Annotated in this window: 18 protein-coding genes and 1 pseudogene; 11 read left to right on the forward strand and 8 right to left on the reverse strand. The window is 66.2% G+C overall.

The genetic code is table 11. The features are described 5' to 3' along the window. A partial coding sequence (locus ASG86_RS20920) for an HNH endonuclease signature motif containing protein (protein ID WP_235565092.1) occupies nucleotides 1-276 on the forward strand: 276 nt, incomplete at its 5' end. 90 nt (nucleotides 277-366) lie between these two features. Here ASG86_RS20920 and ASG86_RS04220 read toward each other — a convergent pair. The 4 genes from ASG86_RS04220 to ASG86_RS04235 all read right to left on the reverse strand — a co-directional run bounded on the left by ASG86_RS04220 (nucleotide 367) and on the right by ASG86_RS04235 (nucleotide 3,296). Further along, nucleotides 367-1,149, reverse strand: coding sequence for an MBL fold metallo-hydrolase (locus ASG86_RS04220; RefSeq protein WP_235565093.1), 783 nt, complete (start codon nucleotides 1,147-1,149; stop codon nucleotides 367-369). 55 nt (nucleotides 1,150-1,204) lie between these two features. Then, nucleotides 1,205-1,840, reverse strand: coding sequence for a GyrI-like domain-containing protein (locus tag ASG86_RS04225; protein WP_056330723.1), 636 nt, complete (start codon nucleotides 1,838-1,840; stop codon nucleotides 1,205-1,207). Between the two features lie 174 nt (nucleotides 1,841-2,014). Beyond that, on the reverse strand, nucleotides 2,015-2,893 hold the full coding sequence (locus tag ASG86_RS04230) for a Rieske 2Fe-2S domain-containing protein (protein WP_056330726.1): 879 nt from the start codon (nucleotides 2,891-2,893) through the stop codon (nucleotides 2,015-2,017). Between the two features lie 103 nt (nucleotides 2,894-2,996). Continuing rightward, complete coding sequence (locus ASG86_RS04235; RefSeq protein WP_056330729.1) at nucleotides 2,997-3,296, reverse strand: putative quinol monooxygenase; 300 nt, start codon at nucleotides 3,294-3,296, stop codon at nucleotides 2,997-2,999. Nucleotides 3,297-3,605: 309 nt separating this feature from the next. Between ASG86_RS04235 and ASG86_RS20440 the strand changes: the two genes are divergently transcribed. Continuing rightward, nucleotides 3,606-4,160, forward strand: coding sequence for a hypothetical protein (locus ASG86_RS20440; RefSeq protein WP_156386120.1), 555 nt, complete (start codon nucleotides 3,606-3,608; stop codon nucleotides 4,158-4,160). A gap of 81 nt (nucleotides 4,161-4,241) precedes the next feature. On the opposite strand, the gene ASG86_RS04245 is transcribed toward ASG86_RS20440, so the two are convergent. Next, nucleotides 4,242-5,261: an Lrp/AsnC family transcriptional regulator gene (locus tag ASG86_RS04245; protein WP_082566666.1), complete on the reverse strand. Its 1,020-nt coding sequence runs from the start codon at nucleotides 5,259-5,261 to the stop codon at nucleotides 4,242-4,244. A 136-nt stretch (nucleotides 5,262-5,397) separates the two neighbouring features. Between ASG86_RS04245 and ASG86_RS04250 the strand changes: the two genes are divergently transcribed. Together ASG86_RS04250 and ASG86_RS04255 are read left to right on the forward strand one after the other, a co-directional pair. Then, nucleotides 5,398-6,642, forward strand: coding sequence for a M20 metallopeptidase family protein (locus tag ASG86_RS04250; protein WP_056330736.1), 1,245 nt, complete (start codon nucleotides 5,398-5,400; stop codon nucleotides 6,640-6,642). A gap of 56 nt (nucleotides 6,643-6,698) precedes the next feature. Further along, nucleotides 6,699-7,988, forward strand: a complete 1,290-nt coding sequence (locus ASG86_RS04255; protein WP_056330738.1) for an MFS transporter — start codon at nucleotides 6,699-6,701, stop codon at nucleotides 7,986-7,988. A gap of 79 nt (nucleotides 7,989-8,067) precedes the next feature. Here ASG86_RS04255 and ASG86_RS04260 read toward each other — a convergent pair whose 3' ends face one another. The 3 genes from ASG86_RS04260 to ASG86_RS04270 all read right to left on the reverse strand — a co-directional run bounded on the left by ASG86_RS04260 (nucleotide 8,068) and on the right by ASG86_RS04270 (nucleotide 11,026). Next, the gene (locus ASG86_RS04260) at nucleotides 8,068-8,811 is read right to left on the reverse strand and encodes an MBL fold metallo-hydrolase (protein WP_056330741.1); all 744 of its coding nucleotides are present in this window, start codon (nucleotides 8,809-8,811) and stop codon (nucleotides 8,068-8,070) included. Nucleotides 8,812-8,940: 129 nt separating this feature from the next. Continuing rightward, a complete protein-coding gene (locus ASG86_RS04265) occupies nucleotides 8,941-9,984 on the reverse strand; it encodes a LacI family DNA-binding transcriptional regulator (RefSeq protein WP_056330742.1) in 1,044 nt (347 codons plus the stop codon). Nucleotides 9,985-10,027: 43 nt separating this feature from the next. Continuing rightward, nucleotides 10,028-11,026, reverse strand: coding sequence for a hypothetical protein (locus ASG86_RS04270; RefSeq protein ID WP_327019812.1), 999 nt, complete (start codon nucleotides 11,024-11,026; stop codon nucleotides 10,028-10,030). Between the two features lie 192 nt (nucleotides 11,027-11,218). On the opposite strand from ASG86_RS04270, the gene ASG86_RS04275 reads away from it, so the two are divergent. The 7 genes and pseudogenes from ASG86_RS04275 (at nucleotide 11,219) to bcp (ending at nucleotide 18,662) form a co-directional block, all read left to right on the forward strand. After that, entirely contained in the window at nucleotides 11,219-12,019 is an 801-nt protein-coding gene (locus tag ASG86_RS04275) for a hydroxypyruvate isomerase family protein (protein ID WP_056330745.1), read from the forward strand. A gap of 31 nt (nucleotides 12,020-12,050) precedes the next feature. After that, nucleotides 12,051-12,950 (forward strand): annotated as a pseudogene (locus ASG86_RS04280) (2-hydroxy-3-oxopropionate reductase); the annotation flags it as partial. 168 nt (nucleotides 12,951-13,118) lie between these two features. Beyond that, nucleotides 13,119-14,909 carry a glyoxylate carboligase gene (gene gcl, locus ASG86_RS04285; protein ID WP_056330750.1) on the forward strand — a complete coding sequence of 597 codons (1,791 nt, stop codon included), beginning with the start codon at nucleotides 13,119-13,121 and terminating at the stop codon, nucleotides 14,907-14,909. 2 nt (nucleotides 14,910-14,911) lie between these two features. Next, entirely contained in the window at nucleotides 14,912-16,105 is a 1,194-nt protein-coding gene (locus ASG86_RS04290; RefSeq protein ID WP_056330753.1) for a glycerate kinase, read from the forward strand. Further along, the gene (allB, locus tag ASG86_RS04295; protein ID WP_056330758.1) at nucleotides 16,098-17,441 is read left to right on the forward strand and encodes an allantoinase AllB; all 1,344 of its coding nucleotides are present in this window, start codon (nucleotides 16,098-16,100) and stop codon (nucleotides 17,439-17,441) included. The genes ASG86_RS04290 and allB overlap by 8 nt, the downstream gene beginning before the upstream one ends. Before the next feature lie 9 nt (nucleotides 17,442-17,450). Beyond that, nucleotides 17,451-18,101, forward strand: a complete 651-nt coding sequence (locus tag ASG86_RS04300) for a winged helix-turn-helix domain-containing protein (protein ID WP_056330761.1) — start codon at nucleotides 17,451-17,453, stop codon at nucleotides 18,099-18,101. 81 nt (nucleotides 18,102-18,182) lie between these two features. Further along, on the forward strand, nucleotides 18,183-18,662 hold the full coding sequence (gene bcp, locus ASG86_RS04305) for a thioredoxin-dependent thiol peroxidase (RefSeq protein ID WP_056330764.1): 480 nt from the start codon (nucleotides 18,183-18,185) through the stop codon (nucleotides 18,660-18,662). Nucleotides 18,663-18,695: the final 33 nt, after the last annotated feature.

Raw genomic sequence — 18,695 nt, forward strand, 5'->3', positions numbered from 1 at the left:
AACGACACCGACCACCTCACCGCCTGGGAACACGCCGGCACCACCGGCACCAACAACCTGGCACAACTCTGCCCAAAACATCACCGCCTCAAACACGCACGGCCATGGATCCCCGACCCCGCCACCCACAACGGACCGCCCGGCTGGACCTCACCCACCGGCCGCCACTACAAACCCGAACACCCAGACCGGGAGCCAACCCATTGGCCGCGGGGGCTACTACCCGGGCAACGAAGCCTGCTGGAGGAAGCACTTCTGAAACGTCTCGCGCTTTAACCCTGCAATTTAGGGCTGGCCTGAAGCAGGAATTTCATAAACCCGCTGTGCTGTGCAAGGTCTCGGGGGCTTGTTCACAGGTCCAGATGGCTAAACGGCCTCGGGTGCTCCCCCGATGCGCCGACGAAGCGGGAGCCGTTGAGCTCGCTCTCCGGCAGCCAGAGCCCGTAGCCGGGGCACAACCCCCATGGCCAGCGGCGGCCCATGGCCGGGCGCCAGCAACCGTGGGCGCAGCTCCGCCAGGCGCGCAGCCGAGTCCTTTGACAGCTTCCAGTTCCACGTGGTGTACCGGGGCGGTCCGGACAGATCCGGCACCCCGAACAGGATTCCGCCGATCGAATTCAGGTTGACGGTCACAACAGCATCGCCGGTGATCATGACGCCGTCGCCGGGGCGCCAATAAGCTACATGCCCGGCGGTGTGGCCAGGGGTGGGGACGGCAGCCCACCCGGGCAGGCCAGGCACTTTCGCGTCCAGGGGAAGGCTCTGCACCACGTCGGTAATGTCGCCTGCCGCTTCGATCCGCCGGCGTGCCCGGGCCCGGAGGGACCACAGGAGCGGGGCGATGAACCACCGGTCAAGCGGCATTGAGAACTCAGGGATGTACCGCCCGGCAGCCATCGGCAGTTCGGCCTGGTGGACGAACACCGGGATATCCCACAGCCGCGCCAGGGTTCCGGCTGCGCCGGAGTGGTCCGGGTGGATGTGCGTCAGGAAGATGGCTGCGGGGCCGTGGCCGGATCCGAGGATTTTTTCCACAGCGGCGCGCACCGGTTCCGCGCTGCCCGCCCATCCGCAATCAACCATCACCCACGCGGGACCGGACCTCACCAAGTAGAGATTTGAGGCCATCGGCCCGGAACCTGTGGTCATGAGGATCACTCCGGAGGCAATCTCCCGTGGTTCTGAAATCCGCATCATTGCCCTCTCACACCACCGGGTGGCGAACCAGGGTGCGCAGCTTTTCCGGTGCACTGCGCCGGGGATCACCCAGGTAAATTTCGTGGTGGCGCCCCCGGACCTTTAATCCGGCTTCCGTGATGGCAGCGTCCAGTCGGGCAATTGTGGGACCTTCGTCGGCGTAGGGACCGATATGGAGCACTTGGGCACATCGGCCTTCTTCCCAACGTTCGAAGCGGACCAACGCCAAGCCCGGAAGGCCTTTGGAACGGGAGTCTTCCAAGGCCCGTTCCAGAAGGGCTTCGTCGATAGGTTCCGGCTGGAGCATCATGGCCTGCCACCGCCAGGACTCCCGTGGAATGCCTGAGAGTCCCGTAAAGCCAGCGGCCACACCTTCCAGACTTTCCGCATGATTCGGGTCCTCAAACCACCACAAGGCTTCCAGGGGCATCACTTTTGTCCCCTCGCCGGACTGCTTCTTGAGTCCGAAGTGCGCCGCGTAGCTGACGGTAAACAGCGCCTGGACCGCCTCCGCGAATGCCGGTCCGTCAGGATCCCCCTGACCCTGGACAAGGGCGAAGAGCAGCGGAGGGACGTCCACGAAGTCGACAGACCCCTTGCGTGTTTTATACAGAGCCGCAACGTCCTGCCGAACGTCACTCACCGTACACACTCCCTCCGGCTGCTTTGCAGGGAGCAGAATGGAACGCCCAACCGCGGGAATCCAACGCGGCCCTGCCAGCGCATTTGTGGCGCTGGCAGTCTCACTCCAATGGCCCTCGCCATGAAGTTAGTTTTCCCCGGCCCTGGAGCAGCCAGTAGGGCCGAATGTCCTTCTCTAGCCGTCTGCCCCGGGCAGGCACACTTCCACGAGTTCCCCGCTGACGCGGGTCTCGAAAACCGGCTGCCGGGAGGTGGCGGGACCGGCCTTCACTTCCCCCGTGCGCAGCGCGAAAGTGCTCCGGTGCCAGGGGCAAACAACGCAGGCCTCCCCGGCCACGTCCTTGATCTTGCCTTCATGCAGTGGCCCGGACAGGTGGCTGCAGACATCGGACAGCACGTTGACGGTGCCGCCTTCACGGTGGACCAGCAATGGAATCCCCGCCACCTCGCGCTTGTGGAGGCCGCCCTCCGGCAGCTCGGTCAGCGGTGCCAGCGGATGCCAGCCGGACGGAAAACGGTGCGGGATTTCCTCGCTGTGGTTGACGCCGGCGGCCTGCCGGTATGTGAGGTGTCCACCGAGGAAGCCACCGGCACTCACCGTTGCGAGCCCCAGATACGCCAGCACCTTGCCGCCGCCCTGGCCGCCCCGGGCCCGCTGGACCAGTGAGGCAATGTAGAGCCCGGTTGCCGTGACATTGGCCGCCGCATGCACCAGGCCCACCCTCTGCTGCTGCGGATGCAGCTGCGTCCAGTCGGTGAGTCCGGCCAGCGCAGAGGGAATAACACTTGCGGTACCCACACCGATCAACAGCCTGGCAGCTTTCTCGCCACCTGGAACGGCATCAAGGACGCCGGCTGACAGCCAGGCGCCGATGGGGACCTGCACTGCAAGGGGGTGCACCGGGTGGCCGATGGGAACGCCATGCAGGAGGTCACGGGCCCACTGTGGCTTGATGACCTTCTTGACGGCCTTGCGGACGCTTTTGGCCAGGGGGTCCAGCCATTCAGCTTCCTCAAGACGGGTGACAAGCTCAAGTGCAGGCAGCGGCTTCATGTGTGTCCCCTTACCCCGTTTCCAGATATCCAGTCGATGCCCGAGAGCATAGCCCTGGATCAGAAGGGGGAACAGTACTGGGCCGGAAGTCAGCAGGCCCCAGTTAGCGCAGGGGTGACCCCAGAACCGTGAACCGGTGGCCTCCCATCTCCCCGGACAGCAGCGGCATCGCCTCGGCGATCGCGGCCCTGGTGCTGTCCAGTTCCAGCGATGCCCGGTGGGCCTCCGCCGATTCCCACAGTTCGGAAACGAAAACGGTGTCCGGTATGTCATCGTTGATGCCAACCTCATAGAGGAGGCAGCCCGCTTCCTTCATTCCGGTCTTGGGTCGCAGCAGGATGGCCACGAGGGCGTCGCGCTGGCCAGGCTTGGTTCCAAGTATTCCCACATTGGCAAATGTCATAGGGACAGTCTGCAGTACCACTCGGACAACGGTACGGCGGGCAGCTGTACCTTCGCGGGCTCTTGAAATCAGTGCGCAAGTAGGGTAGGCCACCCCCTAGCGCAGCTTTGGACACGGGCGGAGGATTAAACGACCGGACCACCCCACAGCGAAGCGGAAGGGTCCGTAGTCGAAGCCGCCCGCATTTCCGGGCTGGCCGTTAAATGGGGCGGGCAGTGCCGCCATGCTGTATCAGTGAAAATGCTTATTATGTGACGGCTTCAGGCTGCCCGCAAAGGTGAATCGCACCCTTGAGGAGCAACAAAGAAAATGTCCAAATCTTCAGTAAACCGCTCAACCCGGGCAAAGGTCGCCCTGGTACCGGTTGTTTCAATGGGCCTGTTTGGGGCGTCTGTGGCAATGGCCGCACCGGCACAGGCAGAAACGAGCAGTTACGGCTGTACGGTCGACCCGCTTGATCCAGAGGACCTCCGCGGCGACAAAGTCGACTTCAGTATTAAGGTCGATTGCAACGGCGAAAAGACCGTCGAGATCCGCCAGTGGATCTATGAGGACGAACGAGGTCATCACCACGACGACCGCCTGGCGGAAAGGACGGTCAGCGTGGACTTTGACCGCCATGACGACGCAACGACTATTCACTGCTACGTGGATTTCGGCGACGACCATGGACGCCATGACTACGCGATGAATAAGCACGACGACTGTGAAGATCTCGAAATGGATGACCGCAAACATGACCGCAAGGTTGAAGAGGTCTACCAACTCGTCTCCTTCCGTGTTCAGAACCACGGCGGACACTGGTCCGACTGGACTGATTGGGAGAAGAGCGCCGTAGTGGAAGTAGACCATAACGGTAAGTAGGCCTTTTACGGTCCGCTCAATCCGCATAACCACTGGGGAGCCAGGGGCCGGAGCCCCTGGCCCCTTACTGGTCTTGCCGCGTCACTCCGCCGCGCCCAGGCTTCCAGCATGCACGACGGCGCCACTCGCCGTCGTGTCCTCCTTCAGCATCCAGCCCACGCGCTTGACCGTCCGCAGCATCACCGCGCTCTCCACGATCTCAATGCCGGGAACCTTCTGCTGCAGCGCCAGCTCCGCGGACATGACATCGGCCAGCGTGTGCAGCCACATGATGATCACGAAGTTGGTGGGCCCGGTGGTGGAGGCGCTGAGCCGGACATTGCTGATGGTGCGGATCCCGGCGGCAGCTGCCTCATGCTGCCCCGCCGGAACGTTGACGAACCACTGGCACGTCACCGGGAAGGACGAATACCGCTGGGCGATTTCGCAGCGGAACGACAGGATGCCGCTGGCCAGCACCCGGTTCAGCTGGCGCTGCACGGTTGCCGGATGACGGCCAAGGGCGCGGGCGATGTCGGCAGCCGTCGCGCGGCCGTCCCTGGCAAGGAACGGCAGCAGGTCGAGATGGCTTTGCGGAAGTTGCGCCGGCTGAACGGAGGCCGGACCAGCCGGGGCGGCAAGAGTCCGGAGCGTGGCCAGCTGGGAGCGGTTCAGGACATTCAGCCGCCAGTCGTCACCGCTGCTGTGCAGCCGGGTGCACAGGGCCACCTGGTATTTCGTGAGTCCCTCAACAGCCTTGAGCCTGGTGATGACCTTGTCGCTGAACTCCTCCAGCGACCGCGTGATGACTGTCAGCATCAGGTCGCGGTTGCTGGCCGCCTCCTCCACGGTGATGATCTCCGGAACAGCGGCCAGTTCCGCCGTGACACTGTCCCGCCGGTTCATCTCGCAGTCCACCGCCACGTATGCCAGGAGCATCTGCTTCGGGTCACCCGCAAGGTGTGCCGTCACCCACGCGGCGCCGCTGGCGGCAAGCCGCTCCCAGCGGGCCGCCAGCGTGGTGGCATGCACATCCAGCACCTTGGCAGCATCCGCCCATCCCAGGCGCGGCGCGGCCTGCAGGACCTGGATCAGGGCAAGATCGTCCTCGCTGAGCTCCATCAAACTTCCTTTGCTCATGCGTAGATCCTGCCGAAAGGCGGTCCCCAGTAAATAATTACTGCGCTTTCACAACATGTGAACTACGCCACTTCAGAATAGTCCACAAGCCCTGATGCCCATTTCCAAGGAGTGACACGTGCCCATAACCGACGACGCCAAGGACCTGCAGGAAGACCTCGCCAGGCTCCGCCATGACCTGCACCGGCAGCCCGAAATCGGCCTTCACCTCCCCCGCACCCAGGAGCGGGTCCTTCAGGCACTGGACGGGCTTCCTTACGAGATCACCCTGGGCAAGGACACGACGTCGGTCACTGCGGTCCTGCGCGGCGGGCACCCGGGTGCCGGAGAACAAAGGGATGCCGGCAGCAGCACGGCCCGCCCGGCCGTCCTGCTCCGCGCCGACATGGACGGGCTCCCCGTCCAGGAAAAAACCGGCGTGGACTTCACCTCCCAGGCTGACGGCGCCATGCACGCCTGCGGCCACGACCTGCACACCTCCATGCTCGCCGGCGCCGCCACCCTCCTGGCCGAGAAGAGGCACCTGCTGCACGGCGACGTCGTCCTTATGTTCCAGCCGGGCGAGGAAGGCTTCGACGGCGCAAGCTACATGCTGCGCGAGGGCGTCCTGGACGCCGCCGGTACCCGGGTCCAGGCAGCCTACGGCATGCACGTGTTCTCCTCGCTCGAGCCGCACGGCACCTTCTGCACCAAGTCCGGCGTCATGCTCAGCGCCTCCGACGGCCTGGAAGTCACGGTGCTTGGCGCCGGCGGCCACGGTTCGGCCCCGCACTCGGCGAAGGATCCCGTAACGGTGGCCGCGGAAATGGTGACGGCCCTGCAGGTGATGGTCACCCGGCAGTTCAACATGTTCGATCCCGTGGTCCTGTCCGTGGGTGTCCTCCACGCCGGCACCAAGCGGAACGTCATTCCGGAGTCGGCCCGCATCGAGGCCACCATCCGGACGTTCTCGGAAGCATCTCGCCTGAAGATGATGGAGGCCGTACCGCGGCTGCTCAAGGGAATCGCGGCCGCGCACGGGGTGGAGGTCGCCGTCGACTACCTGCAGGAATACCCCCTCACCATCACCAACGAGGACGAAACCCACACCGCCGAAAAGGTGATCACCGAGCTCTTCGGCGAGCGCCGCCTCTCGCGCTGGGCCACTCCCCTCAGCGGCTCGGAAGACTTCTCCCGGGTCCTCGAGGAGGTGCCCGGCACGTTTGTTGGGCTCAGCGCCGTCGCCCCGGGCGGAGATCCGGCAACCTCGCCGTTCAACCACTCACCGTACGCAACGTTCGACGACGGTGTGCTGGCTGACGGGGCCGCCCTCTATGCGGAACTCGCCATGTCCCGGCTGGCCGCACTTTCGCAGGCCTCCTAAGGCCTGCACCAGTTCCACCGGCATTCCCCCAGACCCAACCGACCAGGAAGAAAACCATGTCCGTTGCAGCAACCAAGGCACAGACTGGACGCATGTCCACCGCCAAGACCGTCATCGGTACCGGCATCGGCAACGCCGTTGAGTGGTACGACTGGGCAATCTACGCCACATTCACCCCCTTCATCGCCAGCCAGCTGTTCAGCAAGGCGGACCCCGCGTCAGCCGTCCTGTCCACCCTGGCGATCTTCGCCGTCGGCTTCGTGGCCCGGCCGTTTGGCGGGTTCCTCTTCGGTTGGATCGGCGACCGGGTGGGCCGGAAGACGTCGATGACCCTCGCCGTCGGCCTCGCCTCACTGGGCAGCCTGATGATCGGCGTCGCCCCCACCTTTGCCAGCGTCGGGGCGTTCGCTTCCCTGATGCTGCTGGTGGCCCGGCTGGTACAGGGCCTGGCGCACGGCGGTGAGCTGCCGTCGTCGCAAACGTACCTGTCCGAGATGGCTCCCAAGGAGCACCGCGGCTTCTGGGCGACCCTGATCTACACGTCAGGGACGGTGGGCATCCTCTTCGGCACCCTGCTGGGCGCCATCCTGAACATGAGCCTGAGCACCGAGGCAATGAACGCATGGGGCTGGCGGATCCCGTTCCTGATCGGCGCCGCCATGGGCCTGTATGCACTCATCATGCGCTCGCGGCTGCATGAAACCGAGGCCTTTGAAGGTGAAGCCACCTCCGAGCGGCGCGCCCCGATCTGGCCCCAGATCGTCCGCTACCGCAAGCAGGCGCTGCAGGTCATCGGCCTGACGGTGGGCCTCACGGTGATCTACTACATCTGGGGCGTGGTGGCACCGAGCTACGCCACCACTGCCCTGAAGATCGACCGCGGCGAGGCACTGTGGGCCGGCGTCGTAGCCAACATCGTGTTCATCGCCGCCCTGCCGGTGTGGGGCAAGCTCTCGGACCGGATCGGCCGCAAAAAGGTTCTCTGGGCCGGCGCCATCGGCTCCGCCGTCATGCACTTCCCCATGACGTGGCTGCTGAAGGATTCCGCCTGGCAGCTGGCGGTCAGCATGTCAGTGATGCTCGTGTTCATTGCCGCGAGCGCCGCCATCGTGCCGGCCGTATACGCCGAGCTGTTCCCGACGTCGATCCGCACCGTGGGCGTGGGTGTCCCGTACTCCATCTGCGTGGCCGTGTTCGGCGGTACCGCGCCCTACCTGCAGCAGTGGCTCGGGTCCTCGCTGGGCGCGCCGCAGGTGTTCAACATCTACGCCGTGCTGTTGCTGGCGGTCAGTGCGGCGTTCGTCTTCACTATCCCGGAGACCAAGGGCAAGGACCTGACACTCTAGCCGCCCCACTGGCAGAAGGTCCCCGGCGCAATTGAGCGCGCCGGGGACCTTTTGCGTTTATTACCGGGGGCTGCCACCGTCAGTGCGCGCCAATCTTCAGCGCCTGGCGAACAGCCGCTTCCGCCCCCTGCTTCCAGGGCTCGCCGTGGCCCGGCAGCAGCGTGGTGGCCCCCGTGGCGGCAATGGCCTCCAGCGATGCCAGCGCCTGCTTGGTGTCCTTGGTGGCGGCGGAGGCCACGATCTGCGGTCCGGCCTCACCCGTATAGGGATCCAGGGTCACCAGCGCGTCGCCGGTGAGGAGGACGCCCCGGTCCGGGAGATGGAGGACGCAGTGCCCATCGGTGTGACCGGGGGTATGGACGACGGCGGGACGGCCTGTCAGCGCGTCCGCCACCCCGGTGCCCAGCGGCCGCGTGTCGGAGATGCCTTTGACGGCCAGGGCACCTGCCACCGCCATGCTGCCGAGCCGCGGGAGGGATTTGGGATGCGTAAACGGGTACAGGAAGCGGTTGCGCTGCGGCTTGTAGCGGTAGGGGTGCGCTGCCAGCCTGGCGTCGCCTTGATGCACCAGCACCGGGATTCCCCACTGCCGGTGGGCCCGCAGCGCGAATCCCACGTGGTCGAAATGGCCGTGCGTGAGGACCAGGGCCTTGATGTCCTGCGGGCGCCGGTTCCGTTCCTCCTGGAGTTGCGTGAGCATGGACCACATGGTGGGCAGGCCGGCATCCACCAGGGTTACTCCGTGGCTGTCCTCGATCACGTAGCAGTTGACGTTGGCGTGGGTAATCAGGTGAACGCCGTCTGCGACGCTGGGGATGATCATGCCGGGGCTCCTTCAGGTGGGCGGCTGTTTGGTCACTGTCCCCCTGAAAGTACCCAGCAACAGGCAGACTGAAGCCGCGCGGGCGGACACCTGTCCTGACCCCTGTGCCCCACCCCGTGGTGCCGAGGGCTAGTTCCGGGGAGGCCCGATGGAATCGCGGCACACCAGCGGGCAGCGCAGAATGGTCGGGCGAACCGCCGTTTGGGGCAGGTCGGATTTTCCCTCGATGGCATCAATCAGATGCTCTGTGGCCCAGGCTCCCATGGCGTAGTGCGGCAGGGCTACGGTGGACAGGCCCGGATGGAGATTGGCGGCGATCAGTTCCTGGTCATCGAAACCGACGACTGAAAGGTCGGCGGGGATCTGGAGCCCCAACTCCGCGGCAGCGCGGTAAGCTCCCATCGCCATCCGGTCGTTGTAGCAGAACAGGCCGGTGGGCGGCTCCTCCCCCGCGAGGATCCGCAGCGCGGCCTCATAGCCGCCCTGCGCATCGGAGGCTGCGGACTCGACAGGTGCCGCGTCGCCGTCGAGCCCTGCTTCAGTCAGGGTGGCGCGGAAGGCCTGAAGCCGCAGGCGGGTTGAGGGCACCTCCGTGGTGTTGTTGATGAAACCGATCCGGGTGTGGCCGGCCTCAAGGAGCGCGCGCACGGCAACGCGGGCACCCCCAGCTTCGTCCGGGATGACGGCGATGATGTCACCGTCGGCCGCTACGGAGTCGACCAGGATGGAGGGCACGCTGCCGAGGTTTGGCGGCAGCTCAACGCTGCGGTGGTACATGGTGGCGTAGAGGATTCCGTCCACGCGGCGTTCCAGGAGGGCCTCGACGTCGGCCCGCCGGGATTCCAGGCTGGCCGAGCCGGAGGTGTTGATGACCATGAGGTTGTACCCGCGCGCCCTGGCGGCTTCATCCGCGCCGAGGATGATCCTGCCGGCGTGGGGTGTGGTGGCGATGTCCTCACTGAGCAGGCCCAGCACCCCTGTCCTCTGGGTGCGGAGGGCCTGGGCCAGGCGGTTGGGCCCATAACCCAACTGCTCCGCGGCGGACCGCACCTTGTTCCGGGTTTCCTGGCTGACCCTGGCGTAGGACACCTCGTTGAGGACGTGAGAAACGGTGGTGGCGGACACGCCGGCGGCCACGGCTACGTCCTTGATGCCAATATTCCTGTTGCTCATCTGTCTCGGACGTCCTTATGTTTTGGTGCTGCCGCAGGGGTTATCAGTAGGCTACTCGTTCCTGGTCCAGCCTTTGGCGCCGCCGGGCGCCACGCCGGGCACGATCCGGCAGCCGCAGAAACAGATTTCCCCGGTTGACGAGGCCTGGCGGGCCCGGCAGGTTCAGGCGGCGACCGGCAGCACCAGGAGGTACCCTGCGGGCAGGCTGCTGCTCCAGCGGCGCGGCTCGCGGACCACGAACTGCGTGGCCAGCTCCTCCGGCGTCAACAGGCTGTTGGGGACAGGCGACGGTCCCCCATTGTCCACTGCCGTACGGGTACAGCGGGTCCAGGACGTGGACGCCGGTCACGGCGAAGTCAGGGAACTGCCGGGGGTCGCCGAGGGATTCGAATCCGCTCATCACCCAGGCGTGCCGCCCGCTCCACATGACCAGCCCTACCGGCCGGCCCGTATCAGTGATGGCACGGGCAGCCGTCCGAACCGCCTCGCCATAGTCGGCAATGCTCACCACGCGGTAAGGCCCCATCCCCGATTCCGTCAACACCTGCGCCCAGCCGAACGGGTTTGCGCCGTTGAACGAATCAGAGGAGCGGGCGCGGGCCATCTCCCACAATTGACCCTGCTGGGTAGAGTCAGCCCAAGCGCCTCCGCCTGTGTCGTCGATGAGGTTGTGGGCCATCTGGATGCTCGCCGCCACGCACCAGTCGAAGGTGTACTGCGGAACGAAGTCCCCCTCCCGAAACAGGTTCAGGGCGAACGGCTGCGGCGCTGGGGCAGGGGCCGGGGCAGCAACAGGCGGAGGCGCCTGGGCAGGGGCCGGTGCCGGGGTTGGCGTAGTGGATTCGACGGGAGCCGCGGGCGCAGCCAGGACAGTACCCCCGGACGCGTCTTCAGGCGAACCAGCGGCAACCGATGCGGTGCTGGAAGCGGAGGCAGCCGGAGAGGTCGCGGCCTCCTGCAACCCTGCCACCGGAACGCAGGCGGTGAGGAATCCGGCCAGGGCGACGAGCCAGGCTACAAGACGCAGACGGGCACCGGTCATGATCGCTCGAGTCCATTCCTGTTGAGCTGGCTTACCTCATACCAGTCTCCTGCCCAGGGCTCCCCTTGACTACCCCACCCCGCGTTCCCTACACTTTTCATAAAGCAGAATCTAAATTCCACAAAGCGGAAACGGTGAGGAAGCCGGAAGCAAGGGAAGATAGATCAAAGCCCCTCCTCGGAAGGACCTACGATGACGTACACAGTGAACTGCTCCATCCTCCTCACGGAGCTTCCCCTGCTCGAGCGCCCCGCTGCCGCAAAGGCAGCAGGCTTTGACGCCGTCGAGTTCTGGTGGCCCTTCGAGACCTCGGTCCCGGCAGACAGCGAGATCACCAAGTTCGAGAACGCCATCACGGACGCCGGCGTGCAGCTCACGGGCCTGAACTTCAACGCCGGCAACATGCCCGGCGGCGACAGGGGCCTGGTCTCTTGGAAGGGCCGCTGCTCCGAGTTCAAGGACAACATCGACGTGGTGGCCGGCATCGGCGAGCGCCTGGGCTGCAAGGCCTTCAATGCCCTCTACGGCAACCGGCAGGACGAATTTACCCCCGAAGAGCAGGACGAACTGGCCGTCAAGAACCTGGCGGCGGCGGCAGAAGGCGTCGCCCGCATTGGCGGCACCGTCCTCCTGGAACCGGTCAGCGGCGCACCTAAGTACCCGCTCCTCACCGCCGACGACGCACTCAAGGTCATCGCCCGCGTCAAGGAGGAGACCGGCGTCGGCAACATCAAGCTCCTCGCCGACTTCTACCACCTGGCAGTCAATGGCGATGACGTCCCCGCCGTGATCGAAAAGCACGCAAGGGAATTCGGCCACATCCAGATCGCCGACAACCCCGGCCGCGGCGCCCCCGGCACCGGCACCCTCCCCCTCGGCGAATGGATCGCCCGCAGCCGCGAACTCGGCTACGAGGGCTACATCGGCCTCGAGTACAAGGAACCGCAGGAGACCGCCTTCAGCTGGGCCATCCGCGAACACGCCGCCCGCTGACCGCAGCAGCAGACCAGCAAGACCACACAGACTTTCAGGAAAGAGAACCATCATGAGCAACGTTGCAGTTATTGGACTCGGAATCATGGGCCTGCCCATGGCCATCAACCTGGTCAAGGCCGGCCACACCGTCACCGGTTTCAACCGCAGCCAGGACAAGATCGACAAGCTCGTCTCCGAAGGCGGTAAGGGCGCCTCGAGCATCGCTGACGCGGTGAAGGACGCCGACGTCGTCATCACCATGGTGCCGGACTCGCCCGATGTTGAGGGCGTGGTCAGCGGCAAGGATGGCGTCTTCGCCAACGCAAAGCAGGGCGCCCTCTGGATCGACGCCTCCAGCATCCGCCCCGACGTCGCTGTCCGCCTGGCGGCAGAGGCCAAGGAAGCAGGCATCCGCCCCCTCGACGCACCGGTCTCGGGTGGCGAACAGGGCGCCATCGACGCCGCCCTCTCCATCATGGTGGGCGGCGACAAGGCAGACTTCGACGCCGCCCAGGACGTCCTGAACGCCGTCGGCAAGACCATCGTCCACGTCGGCCCCTCGGGCTCCGGCCAGACCGTCAAGGCAGCCAACCAGCTGATCGTCGCAGTGAACATCGAGGTCCTCGGCGAGGCCATCGCCTTCCTCGAGGCCTACGGCGTGGACACCGACGCCGCCCTCAAGGTCCTCGGTGGCGGCCTGGCCGGCTCCAAGGTCCTGGACCAGAAGGGCCAGAAGATGCTGGACCGCAACTTCGACCCCGGCTTCCGCCTGGCCCTGCACCACAAGGACCTCGGCATCGTCACCTCCGCCGCCCGCGAAGCCAACGTCGCCATCCCCCTTGGCGCCGTCGTCGCGCAGCTCGTCGCCGCCACCGTCAACCAGGGCGACGGCGCACTGGACCACTCCGGACTCTTCAAGCAGGTCCTCCAGCTCTCCGGCCGCAAGTAACCCGGCAGCAGGCAAACCAGCCCCGCCATAACGGGGCACTTCGACACAGACACGCCGGCCGCCGTCGTCAATTACGACGGCGGCCACCCCCAAAGTGCCCCACGACGGTTCGTGGGGGTACTTCCGCACACCCAAAAACAGACTTTTCAAGCTTTCAAGGAGCACCCCATGAGCAAGATGCGTACCGTTGATGCAGCGGTGGCCATCCTGGAAAAGGAAGGCGCCACCGAGGCGTTCGGCCTGCCAGGCGCCGCCATCAACCCCTTTTACTCCGCAATGCGCGCCCACGGCGGCATCCGCCACACCCTGGCCCGCCACGTTGAAGGCGCCAGCCACATGGCCGACGGCTTCAGCCGCGCCAAGGACGGCAACATCGGCATCTGCATCGGCACCTCCGGGCCCGCCGGCACGGACATGATCACCGGCCTCTACGCGGCCTGGGCCGATTCCATCCCCATGCTCTGCATCACCGGCCAGGCACCCGTGGCCAAGCTGCACAAGGAAGACTTCCAGGCCGTGGACATCGAATCCATCGCCAAGCCGGTCACCAAGATGGCCATGACCATCCTGGAACCCGGCCAGGTTCCCGGCGCCTTCCAGAAGGCTTTCCAGCTGATGCGCTCCGGCCGCCCCGGCCCCGTGCTGCTGGACCTGCCCATCGACGTGCAGATGGCGGAAATCGAGTTCGACATCGACACCTACGAACCCCTGCCCGTCGAAAAGCCCAAGGCCTCCCGCAAGCAGCTGGAAAAGGCCCTGGACATGCTCCTCGCGGCCAAGCACCCGCTGATCGTGGCCGGCGGCGGCATCATCAACGCCGGCGCCTCCGCGCAGCTGGTTGAGCTGGCTGAGACCCTGAACGTTCCGGTGATCCCCACCCTGATGGGCTGGGGCACCATCCCGGACGACCACCAGCTGATGGCCGGCATGGTGGGCCTGCAGACCAGCCACCGCTACGGCAACGAGAACTACCTGCAGAGCGACTTCGTGATCGGCATCGGCAACCGCTGGGCCAACCGCCACACGGGCGGCCTGGAGACCTACACGGCCGGCCGGAAGTTCGTGCACATCGACATCGAGCCCACCCAGATCGGCCGCGTATTCTCACCGGATCTGGGCATCGCGTCCGACGCCGGTGCGGCGCTGGCAGGGCTGGTTGAACTCGCCAGGGAGCGCAAGGCGGCAGGGTCCCTGCCGGACTACAGCGCCTGGGTTGCCGAATGCGCCGACCGCAAGGCCTCCCTGCACCGCAAGACGCACTTCGAGAACATCCCCATCAAGCCGCAGCGCGTGTACGAGGAGATGAACAAGTCCTTCGGCCGCGACACCACCTATGTGTCCACCATCGGCCTGTCCCAGATCGCCGGCGCCCAGATGCTGCACGTGTTCGGTCCGCGCAAGTGGATCAACGCCGGCCAGGCAGGACCCCTGGGCTGGACCGCACCGGCCGCCCTCGGCGTGGCACGTTCCAACCCGGACCAGACCGTGGTGGCCCTCTCCGGTGACTACGACTTCCAGTTCATGATCGAGGAACTGGCCGTGGGCGCGCAGTTCAACCTGCCCTACATCCACGTGGTGGTGAACAACTCCTACCTGGGCCTGATCCGCCAGTCCCAGCGCGGCTTCAACATGGAGCAGAACGTGTCCCTGGCGTTCGAGAACATCAACAGCTCGCACCTGTCCGAGGACACCCGCGGCTATGGCGTGGACCACCTGAAGGTGGCCGAGGGCCTGGGCTGCAAGGCCGTTCGTGTCGAGGATCCCAACGACCTCGCCGCAGCGTTCGACAAGGCCAAGGCGCTGCTGGGCGAGTTCCAGGTCCCCGTGGTGGTGGAAGTGATCCTGGAGAAGGTCACCAACATCTCCATGGGCGTGGAGATCAACGCCGTGAACGAGTTCGAGGAACTGGCAGAGACCGCCGCGGACGCACCCACCGCCATCCTGGCCCTACAGGCGTAACCATGCGCGTGGTTATTGCCCCGGACAAGTTCAAGGGATCGCTCTCCGCCCCGGAGGTGTGCAGCCACTTGGAAAAGGGCCTGCAGCGCGGGGCGGGCGGGAACCTTGAGGTGGTCCGGATTCCGGTGGCCGACGGCGGCGAGGGCACCCTTGACGCCGCCGTCGGCTCCGGCTTCACCCGCCGCACGGCAACGGTCGCCGGCCCCACGGGCCAGCCCGTAGACGCGGACTTCGCCGTCCGTGGACACGAGGCCGTCATCGAGATGGCGACGGCGTCCGGGCTGGCACTGGTCCCGGGCGTGCACAACGGTGGCAGGCCCGGATCGACGGATGCCACGACGGCCACCAGCCTGGGCACCGGACAGCTCATCCGGGCCGCGCTGGACGCCGGCTGCCGCCGGATTATCCTCGGCGTAGGCGGCAGTGCCAATACCGACGGCGGCGCCGGGCTCCTGCAGGGGCTCGGCGCCAGGTTCCTGGACAGCAGGAACAACGAACTCCCACCGGGCGGGGCTGCGCTGGCAAACCTGCACGGCATCGATTTCACCGATTTCGAGCCCCGCCTGGTGGACACACGGTTTGTGCTGGCGTCCGACGTGGACAACCCGCTGCTGGGCGCCCAGGGCGCGGCAGCGGTCTTCGGTCCGCAAAAGGGCGCCGCACAACAGGACGTCGGCATGCTCGACGCCGCCCTGGCCAGGTTTGTCGAAGTCCTGGCCAGGGAAATCGGATTCCGCGCCGTCAAGGCTGCCGAGGCTCCCGGAGCCGGGGCAGCCGGCGGCGTGGGCTACGCCGCCATCGCCGTCCTGGCCGCAACGCGGCGGCCAGGCATCGACGTCGTCCTCGAATTCACGGGGCTGGCGGACCGGCTGGCGGGCGCCGACCTGGTGATCACCGGCGAAGGCAGCCTGGACGAGCAAAGCCTGCTGGGCAAGACCCCCATGGGTGTTGCCCGCGCCGCCGCTGCCCAGGGCGTTCCGGTCATCGCCGTCTGCGGCCGGACCACCCTGGACCACGGCCAGGCAGCAGCCGCCGGATTCGAGGACATTTATGCTTTGACGGCGCTGGAAAGCGATGTAAACAGGTGCATAGCAGAGGCAGGACCCCTGCTGGAGCAGCTGGGCACCCAGATCAGTGCGGAACTCGCGGCCACCGGGCCCGTTACCGCAAGTACCAAGGAGGACCTCCGTGTCTGAAGAACGTTTTGACCTGGTCATCCGGGGCCAGCGCATCCTCACCACCGCCGGCATCGCCCCGCGCGAAGTGGGCGTCCGCAACGGCAGGATCGTGGCCATCGAGCCGCTGGGCAACGGCCTGGCCGGTGCTGAAGTGATCGAGCTCGCCGACGACGAAATCCTGCTGCCCGGCCTGGTGGACACCCACGTCCACGTCAACGAGCCCGGCCGCACCGAGTGGGAAGGCTTCGCCTCCGCCACCCGGGCGGCAGCAGCTGGCGGCGTGACCACCATCATCGACATGCCGCTGAACTCCGTCCCACCCACCACTACCGTGGAAAACCTCAAGCTCAAGCGCGAGGTGGCAGAGGACCAGGCGTTCATCGACGTGGGATTCTGGGGCGGTGCCATTCCCGGCAACAAAGCCGACCTGCGCCCCCTGCACGACGAGGGCGTCTTCGGTTTCAAGTGCTTCCTCCTGCACTCAGGCGTGGACGAGTTCCCGCACCTGGACGCGGACGAGATGGAGGAGGACATGGCCGAGCTGAAGTCCTTCGATTCGCTCATGATCGTCCATGCGGAGGACTCGCACGCCATCGACCGCGCCCCGCACCCCGGCGGCGACCACTACCAGACCTTCCTGGCCTCCCGCCCACGCGGCGCCGAGAACAAGGCGATCGCCGAGGTCATCGAACGGGCCCGCTGGACCGGTGCGCGTGCGCACATCCTGCACCTGTCGTCGTCGGACGCGCTTCCCATGATCGCTTCCGCAAAGCGCGACGGCGTGAAGCTCACCGTGGAAACCTGCCCGCACTACCTCACGCTGATGGCCGAGGAAATCCCCGACGGCGCCACGGCCTACAAGTGCTGCCCTCCCATCCGCGAGGCCTCCAACCGGGAGCTGCTGTGGCAGGGCCTGCAGGACGGCACCATCGACTGCATCGTCTCGGACCACTCCCCCTCCACACTGGACCTGAAGGACCTGGAAAACGGCGACTTCGCCGTGGCCTGGGGCGGAGTCTCCTCGCTGCAGCTGGGCCTGTCCCTGATCTGGACCGAGGCCCGGCACCGCGGGATCCCGCTGGAGCAGGTGGTGTCCTGGATGGCGGAGAAGCCCGCCAACCTGGCCCGCCTCACCACCAAGGGGCAGCTGGCGCTGGGCTACGACGCGGACTTCGCCATTTTCGCGCCGGACGAGGCGTTCGTGGTGGACGTGTCAAAGCTCAAGCACAAGAACCCGATCACCCCGTACGACGGCAAAGCCCTGTCCGGCGTGGTGCGCAAGACCTTCCTCCGCGGTGCCGCAGTGGACGGCCAGACCCCTACGGGCAGGCTGATCCGCCGCGGCGGAATCTAGGGACGCGCCATGGCAGTGGAAGTCCACCATCCAAGGACGGCGTACCGTCCACGGCTGGCCCCGCCCAAAGCTGCCGCCCGCGGACTTGCCGTGTGGGTGGTCCCGGCCGAAGGAACCAGCCCGGAACTCCTGCGTCACGCCGCCCAAATGGTCCTGGCAAGGGCCCTCGAAACTGCTCCGGAGGCGGAAGTCCACTGGCCTGCCGCCGGAGCCCCCACGTCCGCCGCGGAAGGAGACGCAGCCGACTCCTCTCCGTCTCCTTCCGTGGCGGAGGCAGCCGGCCCGGCACTTTCAGAGGACGACGGCGGCACCCGGCTGCCGCCGTCGGCCGGCCCTGTCAGCCGGGTCGCCGTGGACCTCGCCGCCGACACCGTCCTGCTGGACGGCAGGCCGGTGGCCCTGACTGGCGTCGAATACAAAGTGCTGCGTTACCTGGTGACCCACCTGTCCAGGACGGTGGGCCGCGAGGAACTGCAGGAGTTCCTGGAGTCGCTGGATTTTCCCGGCGCCACCGCACGCTCCATCGACGTGTACGTGGGCAGGATCCGCAAAAAACTGGGCAACGCCCGCCATGCCGTGGCCACTGTCCGCGGCGGCGGATACCAGTTTGTGCCGGGCCCTCACGCGGCAGTTCGTGGACCGGCGGAATACTGCATATGACGCGCTGGTTTGTATCACTAAGCGCCAACCCGCTTCACTTGATGTTTGGCCATCACTGACCGAGTCTTACAAAGGAACGCCATGAGCCCCACCCTGACCACCAAGCTTCAGCCCGGCACCCCGGCTCCTGAATTCACCCTCCGGGACGCCCAGGGCCGGGAGACTTCCTTGGCCGATTTCCGCGGCAAGAGCGTCATTGTCTACTTCTACCCGAAGGCCGCCACCCCCGGCTGCACCACCGAGGCCTGCGACTTCCGCGACAGCCTGGCATCGCTCCAGGGCAAGGGCTACGAGGTTATCGGCGTCTCCCCGGACGCCCAGGAAGCCCTGGCCGGCTTCACCGGTGACTTCTCCCTGACCTTCCCGCTGCTCTCCGACCCCGACCACGCTGTTGCCCTGGCCTACGGCGCCTGGGGCGAAAAACTGGTCCACGGCGAAATCCATGAAGGCATTGTCCGCTCCACCGTTGTGGTGGACCCCGAAGGAAAAGTCACCCTGGCCCAGTACCAGGTGCAGGCCGACGGCCACGTCGCCCACCTCAAGGAAGCCCTGGGCGTCTAGGACGCCCCATCACCTTCCGCTCCATTTGACCGG

Source organism: Arthrobacter sp. Soil764, assembly GCF_001428075.1.
Taxonomy (GTDB): Bacteria; Actinomycetota; Actinomycetes; order Actinomycetales; family Micrococcaceae; genus Arthrobacter.